This window comes from Streptomyces amritsarensis (genome assembly GCF_001953875.1).
GTDB lineage: Bacteria > Actinomycetota > Actinomycetes > Streptomycetales > Streptomycetaceae > Streptomyces > Streptomyces amritsarensis.
In genome coordinates, this window is the sequence record NZ_MQUR01000015.1 from 1 (window position 1) to 17,951 (window position 17,951).

General features: G+C 70.6%; 13 protein-coding genes, 2 tRNA genes and 2 pseudogenes. 3 read left to right on the forward strand and 14 right to left on the reverse strand.

Annotated elements, in window-relative coordinates:
• Positions 1–112 precede the first annotated feature (112 nt).
• Entirely contained in the window at positions 113–670 is a 558-nt protein-coding gene (locus tag AVW11_RS38935) for a LysM peptidoglycan-binding domain-containing protein (protein WP_076043734.1), read from the reverse strand.
• A 462-nt stretch (positions 671–1,132) separates the two neighbouring features.
• Positions 1,133–1,205 (reverse strand) — tRNA-Ala (locus tag AVW11_RS09305).
• A gap of 162 nt (positions 1,206–1,367) precedes the next feature.
• Here AVW11_RS09305 and AVW11_RS09310 point away from each other — a divergent pair.
• Both AVW11_RS09310 and AVW11_RS09315 read left to right on the forward strand, forming a co-directional pair.
• Positions 1,368–1,916 (forward strand): helix-turn-helix domain-containing protein, encoded by a 549-nt coding sequence (locus AVW11_RS09310; protein WP_030839263.1) that lies wholly within the window; start codon positions 1,368–1,370, stop codon positions 1,914–1,916.
• Positions 1,917–1,960: 44 nt separating this feature from the next.
• Positions 1,961–3,268 carry a serine/threonine-protein kinase gene (locus AVW11_RS09315; RefSeq protein WP_076043735.1) on the forward strand — a complete coding sequence of 436 codons (1,308 nt, stop codon included), beginning with the start codon at positions 1,961–1,963 and terminating at the stop codon, positions 3,266–3,268.
• On the opposite strand, the gene AVW11_RS09320 is transcribed toward AVW11_RS09315, so the two are convergent.
• The 12 genes and pseudogenes from AVW11_RS09320 to dnaA (AVW11_RS39230) form a co-directional block, all read right to left on the reverse strand.
• Positions 3,255–4,565, reverse strand: coding sequence for a hypothetical protein (locus AVW11_RS09320; protein WP_076043736.1), 1,311 nt, complete (start codon positions 4,563–4,565; stop codon positions 3,255–3,257). The two genes, AVW11_RS09315 and AVW11_RS09320, sit on opposite strands and share 14 nt — an antisense overlap.
• 122 nt (positions 4,566–4,687) lie before the next feature.
• Entirely contained in the window at positions 4,688–4,822 is a 135-nt protein-coding gene (locus AVW11_RS09325) for a DLW-39 family protein (RefSeq protein ID WP_208809277.1), read from the reverse strand.
• Between the two features lie 156 nt (positions 4,823–4,978).
• Positions 4,979–5,052 (reverse strand) — tRNA-Ile (locus AVW11_RS09330).
• 118 nt (positions 5,053–5,170) lie between these two features.
• On the reverse strand, positions 5,171–5,731 hold the full coding sequence (locus tag AVW11_RS09335; protein ID WP_030839272.1) for a DUF3566 domain-containing protein: 561 nt from the start codon (positions 5,729–5,731) through the stop codon (positions 5,171–5,173).
• 87 nt (positions 5,732–5,818) lie between these two features.
• Positions 5,819–8,425 carry a DNA gyrase subunit A gene (gene gyrA / locus AVW11_RS09340; RefSeq protein ID WP_060177149.1) on the reverse strand — a complete coding sequence of 869 codons (2,607 nt, stop codon included), beginning with the start codon at positions 8,423–8,425 and terminating at the stop codon, positions 5,819–5,821.
• Positions 8,426–8,470: 45 nt separating this feature from the next.
• Positions 8,471–10,492, reverse strand: coding sequence for a DNA topoisomerase (ATP-hydrolyzing) subunit B (gene gyrB / locus AVW11_RS09345; RefSeq protein ID WP_030839278.1), 2,022 nt, complete (start codon positions 10,490–10,492; stop codon positions 8,471–8,473).
• 305 nt (positions 10,493–10,797) lie between these two features.
• Positions 10,798–11,334 carry a DciA family protein gene (locus AVW11_RS09350; protein WP_030839279.1) on the reverse strand — a complete coding sequence of 179 codons (537 nt, stop codon included), beginning with the start codon at positions 11,332–11,334 and terminating at the stop codon, positions 10,798–10,800.
• Complete coding sequence (gene recF, locus AVW11_RS09355; protein WP_060177151.1) at positions 11,331–12,470, reverse strand: DNA replication/repair protein RecF; 1,140 nt, start codon at positions 12,468–12,470, stop codon at positions 11,331–11,333. The genes AVW11_RS09350 and recF overlap by 4 nt, the downstream gene beginning before the upstream one ends.
• Positions 12,471–12,545: 75 nt before the next feature.
• Positions 12,546–13,421 (reverse strand): phosphogluconate dehydrogenase (NAD(+)-dependent, decarboxylating), encoded by an 876-nt coding sequence (gnd, locus tag AVW11_RS09360; RefSeq protein ID WP_030839285.1) that lies wholly within the window; start codon positions 13,419–13,421, stop codon positions 12,546–12,548.
• A 245-nt stretch (positions 13,422–13,666) separates the two neighbouring features.
• Positions 13,667–14,797, reverse strand: coding sequence for a DNA polymerase III subunit beta (gene dnaN / locus AVW11_RS09365; protein WP_030839288.1), 1,131 nt, complete (start codon positions 14,795–14,797; stop codon positions 13,667–13,669).
• An 876-nt stretch (positions 14,798–15,673) separates the two neighbouring features.
• Positions 15,674–16,786: pseudogene (gene dnaA, locus AVW11_RS39225) on the reverse strand (chromosomal replication initiator protein DnaA); the annotation flags it as partial.
• Between the two features lie 134 nt (positions 16,787–16,920).
• Positions 16,921–17,440 (reverse strand): annotated as a pseudogene (dnaA, locus tag AVW11_RS39230) (chromosomal replication initiator protein DnaA); the annotation flags it as partial.
• Positions 17,441–17,795: 355 nt separating this feature from the next.
• Here dnaA (AVW11_RS39230) and rpmH point away from each other — a divergent pair.
• Positions 17,796–17,933: a 50S ribosomal protein L34 gene (gene rpmH / locus AVW11_RS09380; protein WP_018547628.1), complete on the forward strand. Its 138-nt coding sequence runs from the start codon at positions 17,796–17,798 to the stop codon at positions 17,931–17,933.
• The last annotated feature ends 18 nt before the right edge of the window (positions 17,934–17,951 follow it).

The window sequence follows — 17,951 nt, forward strand, 5'->3', positions numbered from 1 at the left end:
GGTGGACCGCCCCCGGCGGTCGGCGCGCGGCGCGCAAGGGCCCGGTCCCGAGAGGGACCGGGCCCTTGCGCCTGCCGTTGCGCCTGCCGTCCAGGGGGCGACGGGGTGGCGTTCAGGACGGGAGCGTCAGCACCGTGCCCGGCGGCACGAGCTCCGGGTTGGCCCCGATGACGCCCCTGTTCATGGCGTAGAGCTCGCGCCAGCGCGCTTCGTTGCCGAGCTCGCGGCCGGCGATCACGGCCAGGGTGTCCCCCTGCTTGACGGTGTAGGTGCGCTTCTTCGCGGTGGGCTGCGGCTTGGCGACCGGGGCCGCGGGCACCGCCTTGTGCGCGGCCGAGTGGGGCGTGGGAGTGTGCGCCGCCCCCCGCGGGGTGGACGGCGGCGCGGGCTTCGGCATCGCGGCGGGCCTGGGCGGTGCGGGCACCGCCTTGTGCGCCGCGGAGCCGGGGGTCGGGGTCGCGGGGGCGGGGGCGGGCCCGCGCTCGGGCGGGGCGGCGGCCGCCATGCGCTCGGCGGCGGCCCTGGTCGCCGAGGCGGCGTCGGCCGCGGCGCTCCTGGCGGGGCCCGGCCCCTGGTCCGCCTGCCGCTGCACCTGCTCCTGCGCCTGCGCCTTCTCGGCGTTCTCGTGCGCTTTCTTCTTGTCGGACTTCAGGAAGTCGAAGAGTCCCATGTCTGTGCGCCTCCGGCGTGAGCTTCCCCCCTGCGTCGATGCCCTTCCTCCACTGTCCGCCACCCTGCGGCGGGCGGCCCAGCGACGAAGCCGTCCGGGGGACGCCCGGCCCCGGCCGCCCGGCTCCCCGCCGCACCGGCGTCGAGGACGCCGCCGCCGGAGCACCCGCGGGATCACGGCCCCGGACGCTCAACTCCCGTGCGGGCCGGGCCGGTAGTCGGCCGCACGACCAGCCGCGGCCGAGGCGGAGGCCTCGGGGGCGGAGGCGGTCGGCCGGTCGCGGGGCTCTGCACCCCGGGACCCCGCCCGCGGCCTGTCGGGGGCATCTCGGGAAGGGACAGCCGGGCAGACCTGGCGATACCCGCGGGCCATGGCCCGCCGCACGGCCGGGCAGGCACCCGCGGCCGGGCATGAAAAACGCCCCCCGAGCAGCGTTTCCGCAGGTCGGAGGGCATTTGAATGTGGAGCCTAGGAGATTCGAACTCCTGACATCTGCCTTGCAAAGGCAGCGCTCTACCAACTGAGCTAAGGCCCCATGGAACTGGACGCACCGGTCCCGTGTGAGGGATGCGGTCGTTCCGCAGAACAGAGTACCGGGTTTACCCCCTCATCTCGCAAAATGATAGGGACTCCCGCCCTGCGACCACTCTCCGTAAGATGCTCGCGAGGTTCGCACCAGCGAAGGGGAGTAGTAAGAGTGGACGCAGTGCAGCAAGAGGCCACGGCCAGAGCCAGAGAGCTTCAGCGCAGCTGGTACGGAGAGCCGCTGGGAGCGCTCTTCCGCAGGCTCATAGACGACCTCGGCCTGAACCAGGCCCGGCTCGCTGCCGTACTCGGGCTGTCGGCGCCCATGCTGTCCCAGCTGATGAGCGGCCAGCGCGCCAAGATCGGCAACCCTGCCGTCGTGCAGCGCGTCCAAGCCCTCCAGGACCTCGCCGGACAGGTGGCCGACGGCAGTGTCAGCGCGGCGGAGGCGGCCGACCGGATGGACGAGATCAAGAAGACCCAGGGCGGCTCCGTCCTCAGCAGCAGCGGCCAGACCGCCACCGGTTCCGGCGCGCCCACCGTCAAGCGCGTGGTCCGCGAGATCCAGTCGCTGCTGCGCTCGGTCTCCGCGGCCGGCGACATCATCGACGCGGCGAACAGCCTCGCTCCCAGCCACCCGGAACTGGCAGAGTTCCTCCGGGTGTACGGAGCGGGCCGCACCGCGGACGCGGTCGCCCACTACGAGGCGCACCAGAACTGACACGCACGAGGGCGGACAACGGGTGACGGGGGACGGGCGCAGCGATGGGTGAGGTCTTCGCCGGCCGGTACGAGCTGATCGATCCGATCGGGCGCGGTGGCGCGGGTGCCGTGTGGCGGGCCTGGGACCACCGCCGGCGCCGGTATGTCGCCGCGAAGGTCCTCCTGCAGAGCGACGCCCACACGCTCCTGCGGTTCGTCCGGGAGCAGGCGCTGCGGATCGACCACCCGCACGTACTGGCTCCCGCCAGCTGGGCGGCCGACGACGACAAGGTCCTCTTCACCATGGACCTGGTCGGCGGCGGCTCCCTCGGCCACGTGATCGGGGACTACGGCCCGCTCCCGCCCCGCTTCGTGTGCACCCTGCTCGACCAGCTCCTGTCGGGCCTGGCGGCCGTGCACGCAGAAGGCGTCGTGCACCGCGACATCAAACCGGCCAACATCCTTCTGGAGGCCACCGGAAGCGGGCGGCCGCACCTGCGGCTGTCCGACTTCGGCATCTCCATGCGCAAGGGCGAGCCCCGCCTGACCGAGACCAACTACGTGGTCGGCACGCCGGGTTATTTCGCACCCGAGCAACTCATGGGCGCGGAGCCCGACTTCGCCGCCGACCTCTTCGCCGTGGGACTGGTCGCGCTGTACCTGCTCCAGGGGAGCAAACCCGACTCCCAGGCCCTGGTGGACCACTTCCTCGCCCACGGGACCCCGGACGCCCCGCAAGGCGTCCCCGGCCCGCTCTGGGACGTCGTCGCGAACCTCCTGCAGCCCGACCCCCAGAACCGCTTCCGGACCGCCACAGGGGCGCGCAAGGCCCTTGCCGGGGCCGTCGAGCTGCTGCCCCCGACCGCCCCGGACGAGGATCCGGTGGAGGTGTTCGACCAACTCGGCCCGCTCCCGCCCGGATTCGGACCCGACGGCCCGACCGGAACGACTCCGTCCGATCCCGCCGCAGCCCCAGCGGTCGCCCCGCAGCCGCCCACGGCGGGCGCGCCCGTGCCCGGCGGATCCGCCGTCACCCGGGCCGCGGAGCCCGCCCGCACCGACCCCCGCGGTGCTTCCGCCACCGCGCCGCCGGTCCCCCGGCAGGCCGCCGCCGCGGTCCACGCGCCCTCGTACGGGCCCTCGTACGCACCGTCGTACGGCCCTTCGCAGACGGGCAGCTTCCACCTGCCGCCGTCGGCCGCGGCCGGAACGCCGGGGGCGCCCACCGCGCCGGTCCCGGCCGCACCCGCGGCCGCGCCGGTCGGGAGGCGCGCCGGCATCGCCCCGCCCCCGCCGAAGGCGGTGGCTTCCCTGCTCGCCGCGGCGCTGCTGTGCTTCGCGGTCGGCGTCTGGGCCCTCACTCAGATGTGACGCCGCGTCGCCTCCGGCCGAGCACCACCCAGCCGCCCAGCACCGCCAGCAGCAGCGTCCCGGCGCCGAAGCCGGCGCCCGCCACGACGCGCATCAGCGAGCGGGTCCCGGCCGCCTCGGCGGCCTCCGGGGCCGTGAGCCCCTCCCGCGCGGCCGTCCGGTCATCGGCCCCGACCGCGAAGCCGCCCGCGGCCGGGTCCTCCTTGTACGCCGGCCCCTCGGCCGGCGTACCGGTGACCTCCAACCGCAGCGTCAGCGGGACCGGGACCGCGTCCTCGGTGAAGTCGGCGACCTTCGCGCCCATCGTCACGGCGACGTAGTACCAGCCCGCGACGCTCACGGGCTGGGTCTCGCGGTCACCGGAGAAACGGTTCCCGTAGTCGACCGGAGGGGTCTTCTCCAGGGTGACCCCGGCCTGCACGCCGTCGTAGGACACGTCCTTGCCCGACACCGGGCTCCGGTACGGGTTGTAGAGGGTGACGCCCAGTCCGCCCGAGGCGGAGGTGAAGTCCTTGGTCTTCTTCGCGGCGGAGAGCTCGGCGCCCAGGCCGAGCCGCTGCCCCCAGTCCAGCGGGACGCGGTACCAGCGGGTCTGCCCGGGACGCATCTCGTCGCGCCACACGCCGGCGCCCAGGGCCCGTGCGTCGTTGAAGCCGGTGCCGCCGGCCCGCCCCACCGCTTCGGTGCCGGGCAGGGACGGCGCTCCGGTGGGCCAGCCGCTGGGCGCGGTGGTGGGGGCGCCCGGCCCCCGGCCCGGTTCGCGCTGGACCTTCAGTTCGAGCGGCCAGGGGCTCTGGTCGGAGCCCTTGGCCGCAGTCCGGGTGACCTTCGCGTAGTACACGCCGGCCGGCGCGCAGTCGTCGTCCTCGGCCCCGCGGCGGACCCCGGCGGCGGCGAGGGGCACCGCGTCGTAGCCGAAGGTCGCCCGGCCCGTGCTCGCCGGACAGGAACGCCCCGCGGTGGTCATGATCTCCACCTCGACGCCGTCGCTGCCGGAGACCTTGGCGCCCGCCGGGGGGCGGAGCACGGCGGAGACGTAGGCGTTGGAGCCGTCCTGCTCCAGGACGAGCCGGTAGAGGCGGTCGCCGGGCCCGATGGTGTCCTCGTAGGTGTTGCCGGCCTCGATGAGCGGGGCGTCCGCCGTGGAGGGCTTGCCCTCGACCTTCCTGGCGCCGTCGGCGGGGCGGTAGGCGGGCAGCGGCTGGGGCGCGCCCGCCTCGGCGTGCGCGGCGACGGGCACGCCGGCCGCCACCATGCCGAGGGCCGCCGCCCACACCGTCGTCCGTACCCGACCCATCACGCCCACCCCGAGGTTGCTACCGCAAGCCGAAACTTTGCAAAACGTAAGTTTTCGTCACAGAACAGCACAAAGCCCCGGCCGCAGCGGCAGCCGGGGCTTCATGAACTCAGCCTTCGGTCTCACACACCGGAACCAGAGGGCACGGAGTCGGTTGCCTCCGTCCACAGGTCCTGCTCGGCGCGGTCCGCCTGGATCTGGCGGTACACGAGGAGCCCGCCGATGGCGGCCAGTGCGACCAGGAGCAGCTTCTTCACCGCGCGACCTCGTCTTTCGTTGACGTAGGGGACTTCTGGCGCCCAACAATACACACCGACCGATATCCGATCGGTGCCATCGGACCGGCATGGGGTCCGCCAACCGGCCCGACGAAGAAGACCCCCAGGCCTTCGGCCTGGGGGTCTTCGACACTGTGGGGCTAACAGGATTTGAACCTGTGGCCTCATCCTTATCAGGGATGCGCTCTAACCAACTGAGCTATAGCCCCTCCGCGCTGCGCGCTGACTCCTGAAGATTAGCGCACAGACCCGGTCAGGCCAAAATCGGTTCCCGGGAGGCGTCTGCGCAGGTCATCCGACCCGTCACCGACGCTTCCGGCGGAAGGCCTACTCGTCCTCGGCGAGGGTGAGCTCGACGCCGCCGACGAATCCCGCCGACAGGTTGTAGATGAACGCGCCCAGCGTCGCCAGCGCCGTCGCCAGCACGACGTCGATCACCGCGATCACCGACGTGAAGATCAGTACGCGCGGCAGCGAGAGGAAGGACTGGAGGTCGAAGCCGTTGCTCTCGTTCGAGCCGGTCGCCTCGCTGATCGTGCCGCCGACGGTCGAGAAGACGCCCATCGCGTCCATGACCATCCACAGCACCGCCGCCGCCACGATCGTGCAGACACCCAGCGCGATCGACAGCAGGAAGCTGACCTTCATCACCGACCACGGGTCCGCCTTGGCCACCCGCAGCCGCGCCTTGCGCGTCCTGGGGGCCGTACGGACCTGCGTGCGCGGCTTGCGCTGGGTGGCGGCCGTACCGCCGGCGCGCGGCGCACCGGGGCCCGCGGGCGCCGAGTACGCCTGCGGCGGCTGGTACGGCTGCGCGGGCTTGTCCTGGTCCGCGTCGGCAGCGGCCTTGGCCTCGTCCGGCGCCTGCGGTCCTCGGGTGTCCGTCACGGTTCCCCCCTGGGAGTCCGCGGCAGGGCCACGGGCACCGTTCGCTCCAGTCTTGGCCGGTCCGGCGCCCGTGGCTCCACTCACGACTTACTCCTCGTGCTCCCCGGCCGAAGGCTGCGTGCCCTCGGCTGCCTCGACGGCCGGTGCGTCGGCCGCCTCGGTCTCGTTCTCGTCGACCTCGACCTCGTCAGCTTCCTGACCGGCCTCGGCGTTGCGGGCGATGCCGACCACGGCATCACGCTTGCCCAGGTTGATCAGCTGGACGCCCATGGTGTCACGGCCGGTCTCCCTGACTTCATTGACGCGCGTACGAATCACACCACCGCTGAGCGTGATGGCGAGAATCTCGTCCGTTTCGTCCACCACGAGCGCCCCGACGAGCGACCCGCGGTCCTCCACGATCTTCGCTGCCTTGATGCCCAGACCGCCACGGCCCTGGACGCGGTACTCGTCGACGGCCGTCCGCTTGGCGTAGCCGCCGTCGGTCGCGGTGAAGACGAACGTACCGGGCCGGACCACGCTCATGGAGAGCAGTTCGTCTCCTTCGCGGAAACTCATGCCCTTCACGCCCGAGGTCGCGCGGCCCATCGGGCGCAGCGCGTCGTCGGTCGCCGTGAAGCGGATCGACTGCGCCTTCCTGCTGATCAGCAGCAGGTCGTCCTCGGCGGACACCAGCTCGGCGCCGATCAGCTCGTCGTCGCTGCCGTCCTCGGTCTCCCGGAGGTTGATGGCGATGACACCGCCGGAGCGGGGCGAGTCGTAGTCCTTGAGCGCCGTCTTCTTCACCAGGCCGCCCTTGGTGGCCAGGATCAGGTAGGGCGCCGCCTCGTAGTCGCGGATGGCGAGGATCTGCGCGATCTTCTCGTCCGGCTGGAAGGCCAGCAGGTTCGCCACGTGCTGCCCGCGCGCGTCCCGGCCGGCGTCCGGCAGCTCGTAGGCCTTGGACCGGTAGACCCGGCCCTTGTTCGTGAAGAACAGCAGCCAGTGGTGCGTGGTGGAGACGAAGAAGTGGTCGACCAGGTCGTCCTGCTTCAGCTTCGTGCCGCGCACGCCCTTGCCGCCGCGCTTCTGCGAGCGGTAGTCCTCGGTCTTGGTGCGCTTGACGTAACCGCCGTGCGTGATGGTGACGACGATGTCCTCTTCGGCGATCAGGTCCTCGATGGACATGTCACCGTCGAAGGGCACCAGCTTGGAACGCCGGTCGTCGCCGAACTTCTCCACGAGCGCGGCCAGTTCCTCGCTCACGATGGAGCGCTGGCGGTCCTCGGAGGCCAGGATCGCGTTGTACTCGTTGATCCGGGCCTGGAGCTCGTCGTGCTCGGCGACGATCTTCTGCCGCTCCAGGGCGGCGAGGCGGCGCAGCTGCATCTCCAGGATCGCGTTCGCCTGGATCTCGTCGATCTCCAGCAGGCCCATCAGGCCCTCGCGCGCGATCTCGACCGTATTGCTGCGCCGGATCAGCGCGATGACCTCGTCGATCGCGTCCAGTGCCTTGAGCAGACCGCGCAGGATGTGGGCGCGCTCCTCCGCCTTGCGCAGGCGGAAGCGCGTGCGCCGGACGATGACCTCGATCTGGTGCGTCACCCAGTGGCGGATGAAGGCGTCGATCGACAGCGTGCGCGGCACCCCGTCCACCAGCGCCAGCATGTTCGCGCCGAAGTTCGTCTGCAGGTCGGTGTGCTTGTAGAGGTTGTTCAGCACGACCTTGGCCACGGCGTCGCGCTTGAGCACGATCACCAGGCGCTGACCGGTCCGCGAGGAGGTCTCGTCGCGGACGTCGGCGATGCCGCCGATCTTGCCGTCCTTGACCAGGTCGGCGATCTTCTGCGCGAGGTTGTCGGGGTTGGTCTGGTACGGGAGCTCCGTGACCACCAGGCACTGGCGGTTCTGGATCTCCTCGACCTCGACCACCGCGCGCATCGTGATGGAGCCGCGACCGGTCCGGTACGCCTCCTCGATGCCCTTGCGGCCCACGACCAGGGCGCCCGACGGGAAGTCCGGGCCCTTGATCCGCTCGATGAGCGCGTCCAGGAGCTCCTCGTGCGAGGCGTTCGGGTGCTCCAGCGCCCACTGCGCACCGGCCGCGACCTCGCGCAGGTTGTGCGGCGGGATGTTCGTCGCCATGCCGACCGCGATGCCGGCGCTGCCGTTGACCAGCAGGTTCGGGAAGCGCGCCGGGAGGACCGTCGGCTCCTGGTTGCGGCCGTCGTAGTTGTCCTGGAAGTCGACGGTCTCCTCGTCGATGTCCCGGAGCATCTCCATGGCCAGCGGCATCAGCTTGCACTCGGTGTAGCGCATGGCGGCCGCCGGGTCGTTGCCCGGGGAGCCGAAGTTGCCGTTGGAGTCCACCAGCGGCATGCGCATCGACCACGGCTGGGCCAGGCGGACCAGGGCGTCGTAGATCGAGCTGTCACCGTGCGGGTGGTAGGTGCCCATGACGTCGCCGACGACGCGGGCGCACTTGTAGAAACCCTTCTCGGGCCGGTAGCCGCCGTCGTACATCGCGTAGAGCACACGACGGTGGACGGGCTTGAGGCCGTCCCGCACGTCGGGCAGCGCGCGCGAGACGATGACGGACATCGCGTAGTCGAGGTAGGAGCGCTGCATCTCCGTCTCGAGCCCGACGGGCTCGATGCGCAGCTGCGGCTCCTCGTCCGCGGGATTCTCTGCGGTGGGGGTGGTTTCGTCGGCCATTGCTGGTCAGAAATCCTTTCAGGCGGCGGTCAGCGTCGGGCCGACTCAGATGTCGAGGAAGCGGACGTCCTTGGCGTTGCGCTGGATGAAGGAGCGCCGGGCCTCGACGTCCTCACCCATGAGCACCGAGAACAGGTCGTCGGCCTGCGCCGCGTCGTCCAGGGTGACCTGGCCGAGCACGCGGTGGTCCACGTCCATGGTGGTGACGCGCAGCTCCTCGGCGTTCATCTCGCCCAGACCCTTGAAGCGCTGGATCGAGTCTTCCTTGATCCGCTTGCCGTTCTGCTTGCCGAGTTCCACGAGGGCGTCGCGCTCGCGGTCGGAGTACGCGTACTCGAAGTCGTCGCGACCCCACTTGATCTTGTAGAGCGGCGGACGCGACAGGTACACGTGGCCGGCCTCGACCAGCGGCCGCATGAAGCGGAAGAGGAAGGTCAGCAGCAGGGTGTTGATGTGCTGGCCGTCGACGTCGGCGTCCGCCATCAGGATGATCTTGTGATAGCGGAGCTTCTCGATGTCGAAGTCCTCGTGGACACCGGTACCGAAGGCGCTGATCAGCGCCTGGACCTCGGTGTTCTGGAGGATCTTGTCGATGCGCGCCTTCTCGACGTTCAGGATCTTGCCGCGGATGGGCAGGATGGCCTGGTACATCGGGTTGCGGCCGGACTTGGCCGAGCCGCCGGCGGAGTCACCCTCGACGATGAAGATCTCGCACTTGGTCGGGTCGTTCGACTGGCAGTCGGACAGCTTGCCCGGCAGCGAGGCGCTCTCCAGCAGGCCCTTGCGGCGCGTGAGGTCGCGGGCCTTGCGGGCCGCGACGCGCGCCGTGGCCGCCTGGATGGCCTTGCGGACGATGTCCGCGGCCTCCACCGGGTTGCGGTCGAACCAGTCGTTCAGGTGCTCGTGGACGACCTTCTGCACGAAGGTCTTGGCCTCCGTGTTGCCCAGCTTGGTCTTCGTCTGGCCCTCGAACTGCGGCTCGCCCAGCTTGACCGAGATGATCGCCGTCAGACCCTCGCGGATGTCCTCGCCGGCGAGGTTGTCGTCCTTCTCGCGGAGCAGCTTCTTGTCCCGCGCGTAGCGGTTGACCAGACCGGTCAGCGCCGCGCGGAAGCCCTCCTCGTGGGTGCCGCCCTCGTGCGTGTGGATCGTGTTCGCGAAGGAGTAGACGCCCTCGGTGTACTGCGAGTTCCACTGCATCGCGATCTCGACCGAGAGCATGCGCTCCTTGTCCTCGGCCTCGACGTCGATGACGGTCGGGTGGATCAGCTCGCCCTTGCGCGAGTTGAGGTACTTCACGAAGTCGACGATGCCGCCCTCGTAGTAGTACTTCACCGTGCGTGCCGTGGGCTCCGCCGTGTCCGCGTCCGGGTCGTCCGCGCCCACGGTCGCCTTCGCGGACTCGCGCTCGTCGGTCAGCGAGAGGGTCAGGCCCTTGTTGAGGAAGGCCATCTCCTGGAAGCGCCGCGACAGCGTCTCGAAGGAGTACTCGGTCGTCTCGAAGATGTCGCCGTCGGCCCAGAAGGTGACCGAGGTGCCGGTCTGGTCGGTCTCCTCGTTCTTGGCCAGCGGGGCCGTCGGCACGCCCAGCTTGTAGTCCTGGGTCCAGCGGTGGCCGTCCGTCTTGACCTCGACCGCGACCTTGGTCGACAGGGCGTTCACGACGGACACGCCGACGCCGTGCAGACCGCCGGAGACCGCGTAGCCGCCGCCGCCGAACTTGCCACCCGCGTGCAGGACGGTCAGGACGACCTCGACGGCCGGCTTGCCCTCGGACGGGACGATGCCGACCGGGATACCGCGACCGTTGTCGATTACGCGCACCCCACCGTCGGCGAGGATCGTCACGTCGATGGTGTCCGCGTGTCCGGCCAGCGCCTCGTCGACCGAGTTGTCGACGACCTCGTAGACGAGGTGGTGCAGACCACGCTCACCCGTCGAGCCGATGTACATACCCGGCCGCTTGCGGACCGCGTCCAGGCCCTCGAGGACCTGGATCGCACTGGCGTCGTAATTCTTCTCGTTGGAGTCGCCGGAATCGGCCACGAAGCGCCCTTTCTGGCACAGCGCAGCCCGTACTCCGGACCAGCATGTACGCCGGCGGGAGCGGCCGCGTCGATCTGCGTTGTCTGCGTGATCCCGCGATCGGGCGGGATTTGCTCCAGTCTACCGGTACCACGGACATGAATGGGGGTTTGCCGGTACCTGAGTCCGCATGTGCCGCCCTGAACCTCCTCTCTCCGACTCCCCACATCCGGGGAGGGGCTCAAAGAGGCTCACACGGGCACCCAGCGCTTCGGGCTGTCAACCTCCGGCTACCGTGAGGGACGCCACCCGCCGACGCGTGCGCGACAGCGGTCCGCGGGTGCTACTCACCCGTAGGTATCGCCGGGTCCGGTGCTCCCCGGAGCCCGCCACGGCCCGTACCCCTTCGGGCGTCCGCCCGGTCCCTGCACCTTGATCAGGCGGACCGTGCCCTGCCCGAGATCCGCGTTCAGCCGCGCCACCAGCTGTGGGGCCAGCAGCTTCAGCTGCGCCGCCCACGCGGAGGAGTCGCATCTCACGACCAGCTCACGGTTCTCGTACCGCTGCGGTTCACAGTGGGCCGCGATCTCGGGGCCAACGATCTCCGGCCAGCGCTCCATCACGCCCGCCACCGCCATCGGCATCTCCCAGCCGCGCTCGGTGCGCAGCCGGTCCAGCGCCGCCATGAGCGGCATCGGGTCCCGGCCGTCCGCGCGGGCGCCCGACCGCAGCCCCGGCTGCTGCTGGCGCTTCCTGCCGCCCGCCGCGTTGCCCCGGGCCCGCGCCTGCTCGCGCGCGGCAGCCAGCGCCTGGCGGGCCAGGTCCACCCCGGAGGCCTCCGGGGCCCTGCGACCCTGCTGCGGGTCCTTGCCCTGCTCGTTCACAACCGGGTCACCTCACCGCCGGACACCCCGAACCGCGCTCCCACCAGCACGCCGGGCACGTCGTCGTCCACGGCCGCCGTCACCAGGACCTGCTCGCCCGGCGCCACCAGCTCCGCCAGCCGCTCCCGGCGCCGCGCGTCGAGTTCCGCGAAGACGTCGTCCAGGATCAGCACCGGCTCGCTGCCTTCCGAGCGCAGCAGCTCGTAGGAGGCCAGCCGCAGCGCCAGCGCGTACGACCAGGACTCACCGTGGCTGGCGTAGCCCTTGGCGGGGAGCTCCCCCAGCCGCAGCAGCACGTCGTCGCGGTGCGGGCCGACCAGGGTCACCCCGCGCTCGATCTCCTGCTTGCGCACCTCGCCGAGCGCCGCCAGCAGCGCCTCGTACAGGGCCTCGCGGGTGCGTGCCGCCCCGCTGTCCACCGGCTCGCCCGCCGAGCACCTGTACGCCAGCCCCAGCGGGCCACCGCCGGGCGCGAGCTGCTCGTACGCCTTGTCCGCCAGCGGCAGCAGCGTCGCGATCAGGTCCAGGCGCTGCGCCAGCAGCTCGGCGCCCGCGCGCGCGAGGTGCTGGTCCCACACGTCGAGCGTGGACAGGTCCGCCCCTTGGCGGCCGCCGTGCCGACGGGCCATCGCCGCGGACTTCAGCAGGGTGTTGCGCTGCTTGAGGACGCGCTCGTAGTCGGAGCGGACCCCGGCCATCCGCGGCGAGCGGGCGGTGACCAGCTCGTCCAGGAAGCGGCGCCGCTCGCCCGGGTCGCCCTTGACCAGGGCCAGGTCCTCCGGCGCGAACAGCACCGTCCGTACGATCCCCAGCACGTCCCGGGGCCTGACCTGCGAGGACCGGTTGATGCGGGCGCGGTTGGCGCGGCCGGGGTTCAGCTCCAGCTCGACCAGCTGCCGGCGCTCGCCCTGGGTGACGGCCGCGCGGATGACCGCCCGGTCCGCGCCCATCCGTACGAGCGGGGCGTCCGAGGAGACCCGGTGGCTGCCCAGGGTCGCCAGGTAGCCGACCGCCTCGACGAGGTTGGTCTTGCCCTGGCCGTTGGGACCCACGAAAGCGGTGACGCCCGGGTCGAGGGAAACCTCGGCCCGGGCGTACGAGCGGAAGTCGGCCAGTGAGAGATGCGAGACATGCATACGGCGCCGACCTCCCCCGGCTTACCAACTGCTCTTTCGTGGTGCTTGTGCTGCTGACCTGCGCGCTGTGGCCGCTCAGGCCTTCTCGACCGCGTGGCCGCCGAACTGGTTGCGCAGTGCGGCGATCATCTTCATCTGCGGGGAGTCCTCCTGGCGCGAGGCGAACCGCGCGAACAGCGACGCGGTGATCGCGGGCAGCGGAACGGCGTTGTCGATCGCCGCCTCCACCGTCCAGCGCCCCTCGCCGGAGTCCTGTGCAAAGCCCTTCAGCCGCTCCAGGTGCTCGTCCTCGTCGAGGGCGTTCACGGCCAGGTCCAGCAGCCAGGAACGGATGACGGTGCCTTCCTGCCAGGAGCGGAAGACCTCGCGGACGTCGGTGACCGAGTCCACCTTCTCCAGCAGCTCCCAGCCCTCGGCGTAGGCCTGCATCATGGCGTACTCGATGCCGTTGTGGACCATCTTCGCGAAGTGGCCCGCGCCGACCTTGCCGGCGTGCACGGCGCCGAACTCGCCCTCGGGCTTGAGTGCGTCGAAGACCGGCTGGACGCGTGCGACGTGGTCCTTGGCACCGCCGTACATCAGCGCGTAGCCGTTCTCCAGGCCCCACACGCCGCCGGAGACACCGCAGTCGACGAAGCCGATGCCCTTGGCCGCGAGCTCCTCGGCGTGCTTCTCGTCGTCCGTCCAGCGGGAGTTGCCGCCGTCGACGACGATGTCGCCGATCGAGAGCAGCTCGCCGAGCTCGTCGATGGTCGACTGCGTCGCCGCGCCGGCGGGGACCATGACCCACACGACGCGGGGGGCCTGCAGGCTGTCCACAAGTTCCCGGAGGCTGTGGACGTCCGCGAGGTCCGGGTTGCGGTCGTATCCGATGACGGTGTGGCCTGCGCGGCGGATGCGCTCGCGCATGTTGCCGCCCATCTTGCCGAGACCGACGAGACCAAGCTCCATCAGGTGGTTCCTTAAGCGTTGTGGCCGTCTTTGCCGGGGCGGACCCGGCCGTGTCCTCGCGGACGGGCGGGGGGTCGCCCACCGGATCCGAGCCTACGCCGGGCCGTGGCGGCGGGCCCCGCGGGCGCTCCATGGCGAGCGGACCGGCTTGCCGGTTTCCCGGCTCCCTCCCCAGCCTGTGGACGACGCCGGGCCCGGTCCCGCAGCAGTGTGCGAGACCGGGCCCGGCGTCGACAGGCGGGACGTCAGCCGGACAGGCGCACCGGCATGATCAGGTACTTGTAGGCCTCGTCGGCCTCCGCGTCGACCGCCGGGCGGCCGCTGAGCAGCGCGGGCTTGGTCGACGTGGTGAAGCTGAGCTGGGCCACCGGGGAGGCGATCGCGCTGAGGCCGTCCAGCAGGAAGGTCGGGTTGAAGGCGATGGAGATGTCGTCGCCGTCGAGCTGGGCGTCGACCCTTTCCACAGCCTGTGCGTCGTCGGAGGAGCCGGCCTCCAGGATGAGCACACCCTGCTCGAAGCTCAGGCGGACCGGGGTGTTGCGCTCGGCCACCAGGGCCACGCGCTTGACGGCCTCGACGAACGGCGCGGTCTCGATCACGGCGATCGAGTTGAACTCCGTCGGGAACAGCGTGCGGTACTTGGGCAGGTCGCCCTCGAGGAGCCGGGTGGTGGTGCGGCGGCCGGCGCCCTCGAAACCGATCAGGCCCTCGCCCGCACCGGAGCCGGACAGCGCCAGGGTGACGGTGTCACCGCTGGTCAGCGAGTTGGCGATCTCCTGGAGCGTCTTGGCGGGCACCAGGGCCACGGCCGACGCGTCCGGGTTCTCCGGCTTCCACAGGAACTCGCGGACCGCGAAGCGGTAGCGGTCGGTGGAGGCCAGCGTGACGCGGTCGCCCTCGATCTCGATGCGGACACCGGTCAGCACGGGCAGCGTGTCGTCACGGCCGGCGGCGGTGGCGACCTGCTTGGCGGCGGCGGCGAAGACCTCGCCGGCCACGGTGCCGGTGGCGGTGGGCATCTGCGGCAGCGCCGGGTACTCCTCCACAGGGAGGGTGTGGAGTGTGAACCGCGAGGAGCCGCAGACCACGGTCGCCCGTACACCGTCTGTGGAAATCTCCACCGGCCGGTTGGGGAGGGCGCGGCAGATGTCGGCGAGCAGCCGGCCGGAGACCAGGACGGTGCCGTCCTCCTCGACGTCCGCCTCGACCGAGACGCGGGCCGAGACCTCGTAGTCGAAGCCGGAGAGGCTCAGGGTGCCTTCCTCGGCCTTGAGCAGCAGGCCCGCGAGGACGGGCACCGGCGGCCGGGCCGGGAGGCTGCGGGCCGCCCAGGCCACCGCCTCCGCGAGTACGTCGCGCTCCACCCGGATCTTCACCGGAACCGCCTCCTGCTGTTGCTCGCTCGTCTGCCGGCCTTCGTCGTCGGCTCGTCGATGCCTCGACCGATGCCGGGGACCAGTCTGACGTACGGCGCCGACACTCGGTGCGGCCGGCGGTCAAGTCGGGAGCGAGGCGGCGGGACGGCCGAGCGGCGAGTTGTGCACAGGACCCGCTTGAAAACCGAAACCGGGCTAACTCTCTATGGGGGTAGTAGTAGGGCCTGTGGAAACGGTGGATAACCCCGTCCGCGCAGCTCAGAGTGCGTTTTTTATCCACCGGCCCTGTGGGTGGCACCGGTGGACAACCCGGTGTCCCTGTGGAGAACAAAAAGTTCTGCACAGGCTGTCCCCAGGTGACCCCCATTACTCCACAGGTGTGTCCCCAGCTTTCCCCCGGTACTCCACAGCCCAAACGTCTACATCCGTGTGACGCCTTTCACTCCGGGCGGTGAGAGGGGGTGGCGGGTTGCCGAACAGTGGACAAGGGTGTGGAGAACCCCGCAGAACCTGTGCACAGGATGAGGGAACCTGTGGGGTGGCGGTGGACAACGGCGTGGACAGGTCTGTGGACGAGATCTTTGTCCACAGGCTGTGGATGACGCTTGCGCACAAATCCACAGGGCCTTGACCAGCCCTGATGGGTCATCAACAGGCGCTCCTGTGGACAGATTGTGGGCGATGCGGGCAGTCCCCAGGGTGTGGACGGAAGAAAGTCTCCGAATCTGTGGATAAGTTGCTCGCCAGGGGGCGTATTCGAACAGGTCAGGGGCGCACGCACGAAGAAGGGCGCCCCCGTTGTGGACCGGGAGCGCCCTGTGCAAGGTGTTTGAAAGGGTCTGACGCGGCGCCGGCGAAGTCGGCCGGCGCCCGCGCTCAGCCGTTCTTGATGCGGTTGGTGAGCTCCGTGACCTGGTTGTAGATGGAGCGCCGCTCGGCCATCAGAGCGCGGATCTTGCGGTCCGCGTGCATGACCGTGGTGTGGTCGCGGCCGCCGAACTGGGCCCCGATCTTGGGCAGCGACAGGTCGGTGAGCTCCCGGCACAGGTACATGGCGATCTGCCGGGCGGTCACCAGGACCCGGCTGCGGGAGGAGCCGCACAGGTCGTCCACGGTCAGGCCGAAGTAGTCCGCGGTGGCCGCCATGATGTCGCTGGCGGTGATCTCCGGCGCGCTGTCCTCGCCGCCCGGGATCAGGTTCTTGAGGACGTCCTCGGTGAGGCCCAGGTCGACCGGCTGCCGGTTGAGGCTCGCGAAGGCCGTGACCCGGATCAGCGCCCCCTCCAGCTCGCGGATGTTGCGCGAGATGCGGGAGGCGATGAACTCCAGCACCTCCGGCGGGGCGTTGAGCTGCTCCTGCACCGCCTTCTTGCGCAGGATCGCGATGCGTGTTTCCAGCTCGGGCGGCTGGACGTCCGTGATCAGGCCCCACTCGAAGCGGTTGCGGAGCCGGTCCTCGAGGGTGACGAGCTGCTTGGGCGGCCGGTCGGAGGAGAGGACGATCTGCTTGTTGGCGTTGTGGAGCGTGTTGAAGGTGTGGAAGAACTCCTCCTGCGTCGACTCCTTGCTCGCGAGGAACTGGATGTCGTCGACGAGCAGGATGTCCATCTCGCGGTACCGCTTGCGGAACGCGTCGCCCTTGCCGTCGCGGATCGAGTTGATGAACTCGTTGGTGAACTCCTCGGAGCTCACGTACCGCACGCGGGTGCCGGGGTACAGGCTCCGCGCGTAGTGCCCGATGGCGTGCAGCAGGTGCGTCTTGCCCAGACCCGACTCCCCATAGATGAAGAGGGGGTTGTAGGCCTTGGCCGGCGCCTCGGCGACGGCCACCGCGGCGGCGTGCGCGAAGCGGTTGGACGCGCCGATGACGAACGTGTCGAAGAGGTACTTGGGGTTCAGCCGGGCGGTCGGCTCCAGCGGACCCGAGGTGGAGCCGCCGGACGGGGCAGGCGGCGGGGCCGGCCGGCCGGGAGCCTGGCGCGGCGCGGGCTGCTCGTAGGGCTGCTGCTCGTACGGCGACTGCTCGTACTGCTGCTGGTCGTAGGAGCCCTTGTCATAGGAGGACTGGTCGTACTGCTGCTGGTCGTAGCCCGAGGGCTCGGCCTGCTGGAGGTAGCCCGGCTGCGGGGAGGCGTAGGGGTCGCGCTCGGGGAAGCCGCCCAGGCGCGGCTGCTGCCAGCCGTAGTCGTCCTGCTGGCCGCCGCGGGGCCACGCGCCGGGCTCGGCGCGCGGCTGCTGGTAGTCCGGATAGGCGGGGCGGGCCGTGGGGAGCTGGTCGTCGGAGGGACCGCCGCCGCCCTGGCGCTGGCCGCCGTACGGCTCGTAGCCGCCGGGCTGCTGGACGGGAGGGGCGGCGGGGGCGGGCTCGCCGGCGGAGTCGTCCACCGTGATGGCGATCCGGATGGGGCGGCCGCACTCCCGGCTGAGCGCGTCGCTGATCAGTGGGGCGAGGCGGCCTTCGAGGACGCGCTTGCCCCATTCGTTGGGGACGGCGAGCAGGGCGGTGTCGGCGACGAGTGCCAGGGGCTGGCACCGCTCGACCCACTGCTTGTCCTTGGGCTCGATGCCCGGCTGTCCCTCCCCGAGGAGCTTTTCGAGCACCCTTGGCCACACTGCGGCAAGATCGGCAGGTACGTCAGCCACAGAGCACGCTCTCTCACAGGGGTCCCACGAATGTGTGGTTCTTTGGGACGGTCGGGACAAAAAATCCGGGGTCAGGCAACGGTAGTCAGGCCAGAGGCTGCGGTTCAAGTCGTTGTCCACAGCCTGTGCACAGTGTGGGGCAGGGCAAGCTCGGTTTGACCGGATGGCGTAGCCGCGCGTACCGTAACGAGGTCGAGTTGTCGATGGCTGCTGCCGCCTGCCTACCGATGGGCGAAGGTCACTGATAGTGATCATTTAGCGGTGCCACTCGGGCGAACACGCGAGTTTCCTCGTGGGCGCACGGTGACAGCCAGGCGATGTCCCGCCACAACGATTCATTCTCTGGAGCCCCCGAGTGAGCAAGCGCACCTTCCAGCCGAACAACCGCCGTCGTGCCAAGACCCACGGCTTCCGCCTGCGGATGCGTACCCGTGCCGGTCGCGCGATCCTCGCGAACCGCCGTTCCAAGGGCCGCGCCGCCCTTTCCGCGTAACAGCGCGCAGGTCGTGAC

Excerpts from the sequence above, each read along its gene's own strand:
- AVW11_RS38935 (WP_076043734.1), bottom strand. The coding sequence starts at position 670 with ATGGGACTCTTCGACTTCCTGAAGTCCGACAAGAAGAAAGCGCACGAG.
- AVW11_RS09315 (WP_076043735.1), top strand. The coding sequence starts at position 1,961 with ATGGGTGAGGTCTTCGCCGGCCGGTACGAGCTGATCGATCCGATCGGG.
- AVW11_RS09320 (WP_076043736.1), bottom strand. The coding sequence starts at position 4,565 with ATGGGTCGGGTACGGACGACGGTGTGGGCGGCGGCCCTCGGCATGGTG.
- gyrA (WP_060177149.1), bottom strand. The coding sequence starts at position 8,425 with ATGGCCGACGAAACCACCCCCACCGCAGAGAATCCCGCGGACGAGGAG.
- recF (WP_060177151.1), bottom strand. The coding sequence starts at position 12,470 with ATGCATGTCTCGCATCTCTCACTGGCCGACTTCCGCTCGTACGCCCGG.
- gnd (WP_030839285.1), bottom strand. The coding sequence starts at position 13,421 with ATGGAGCTTGGTCTCGTCGGTCTCGGCAAGATGGGCGGCAACATGCGC.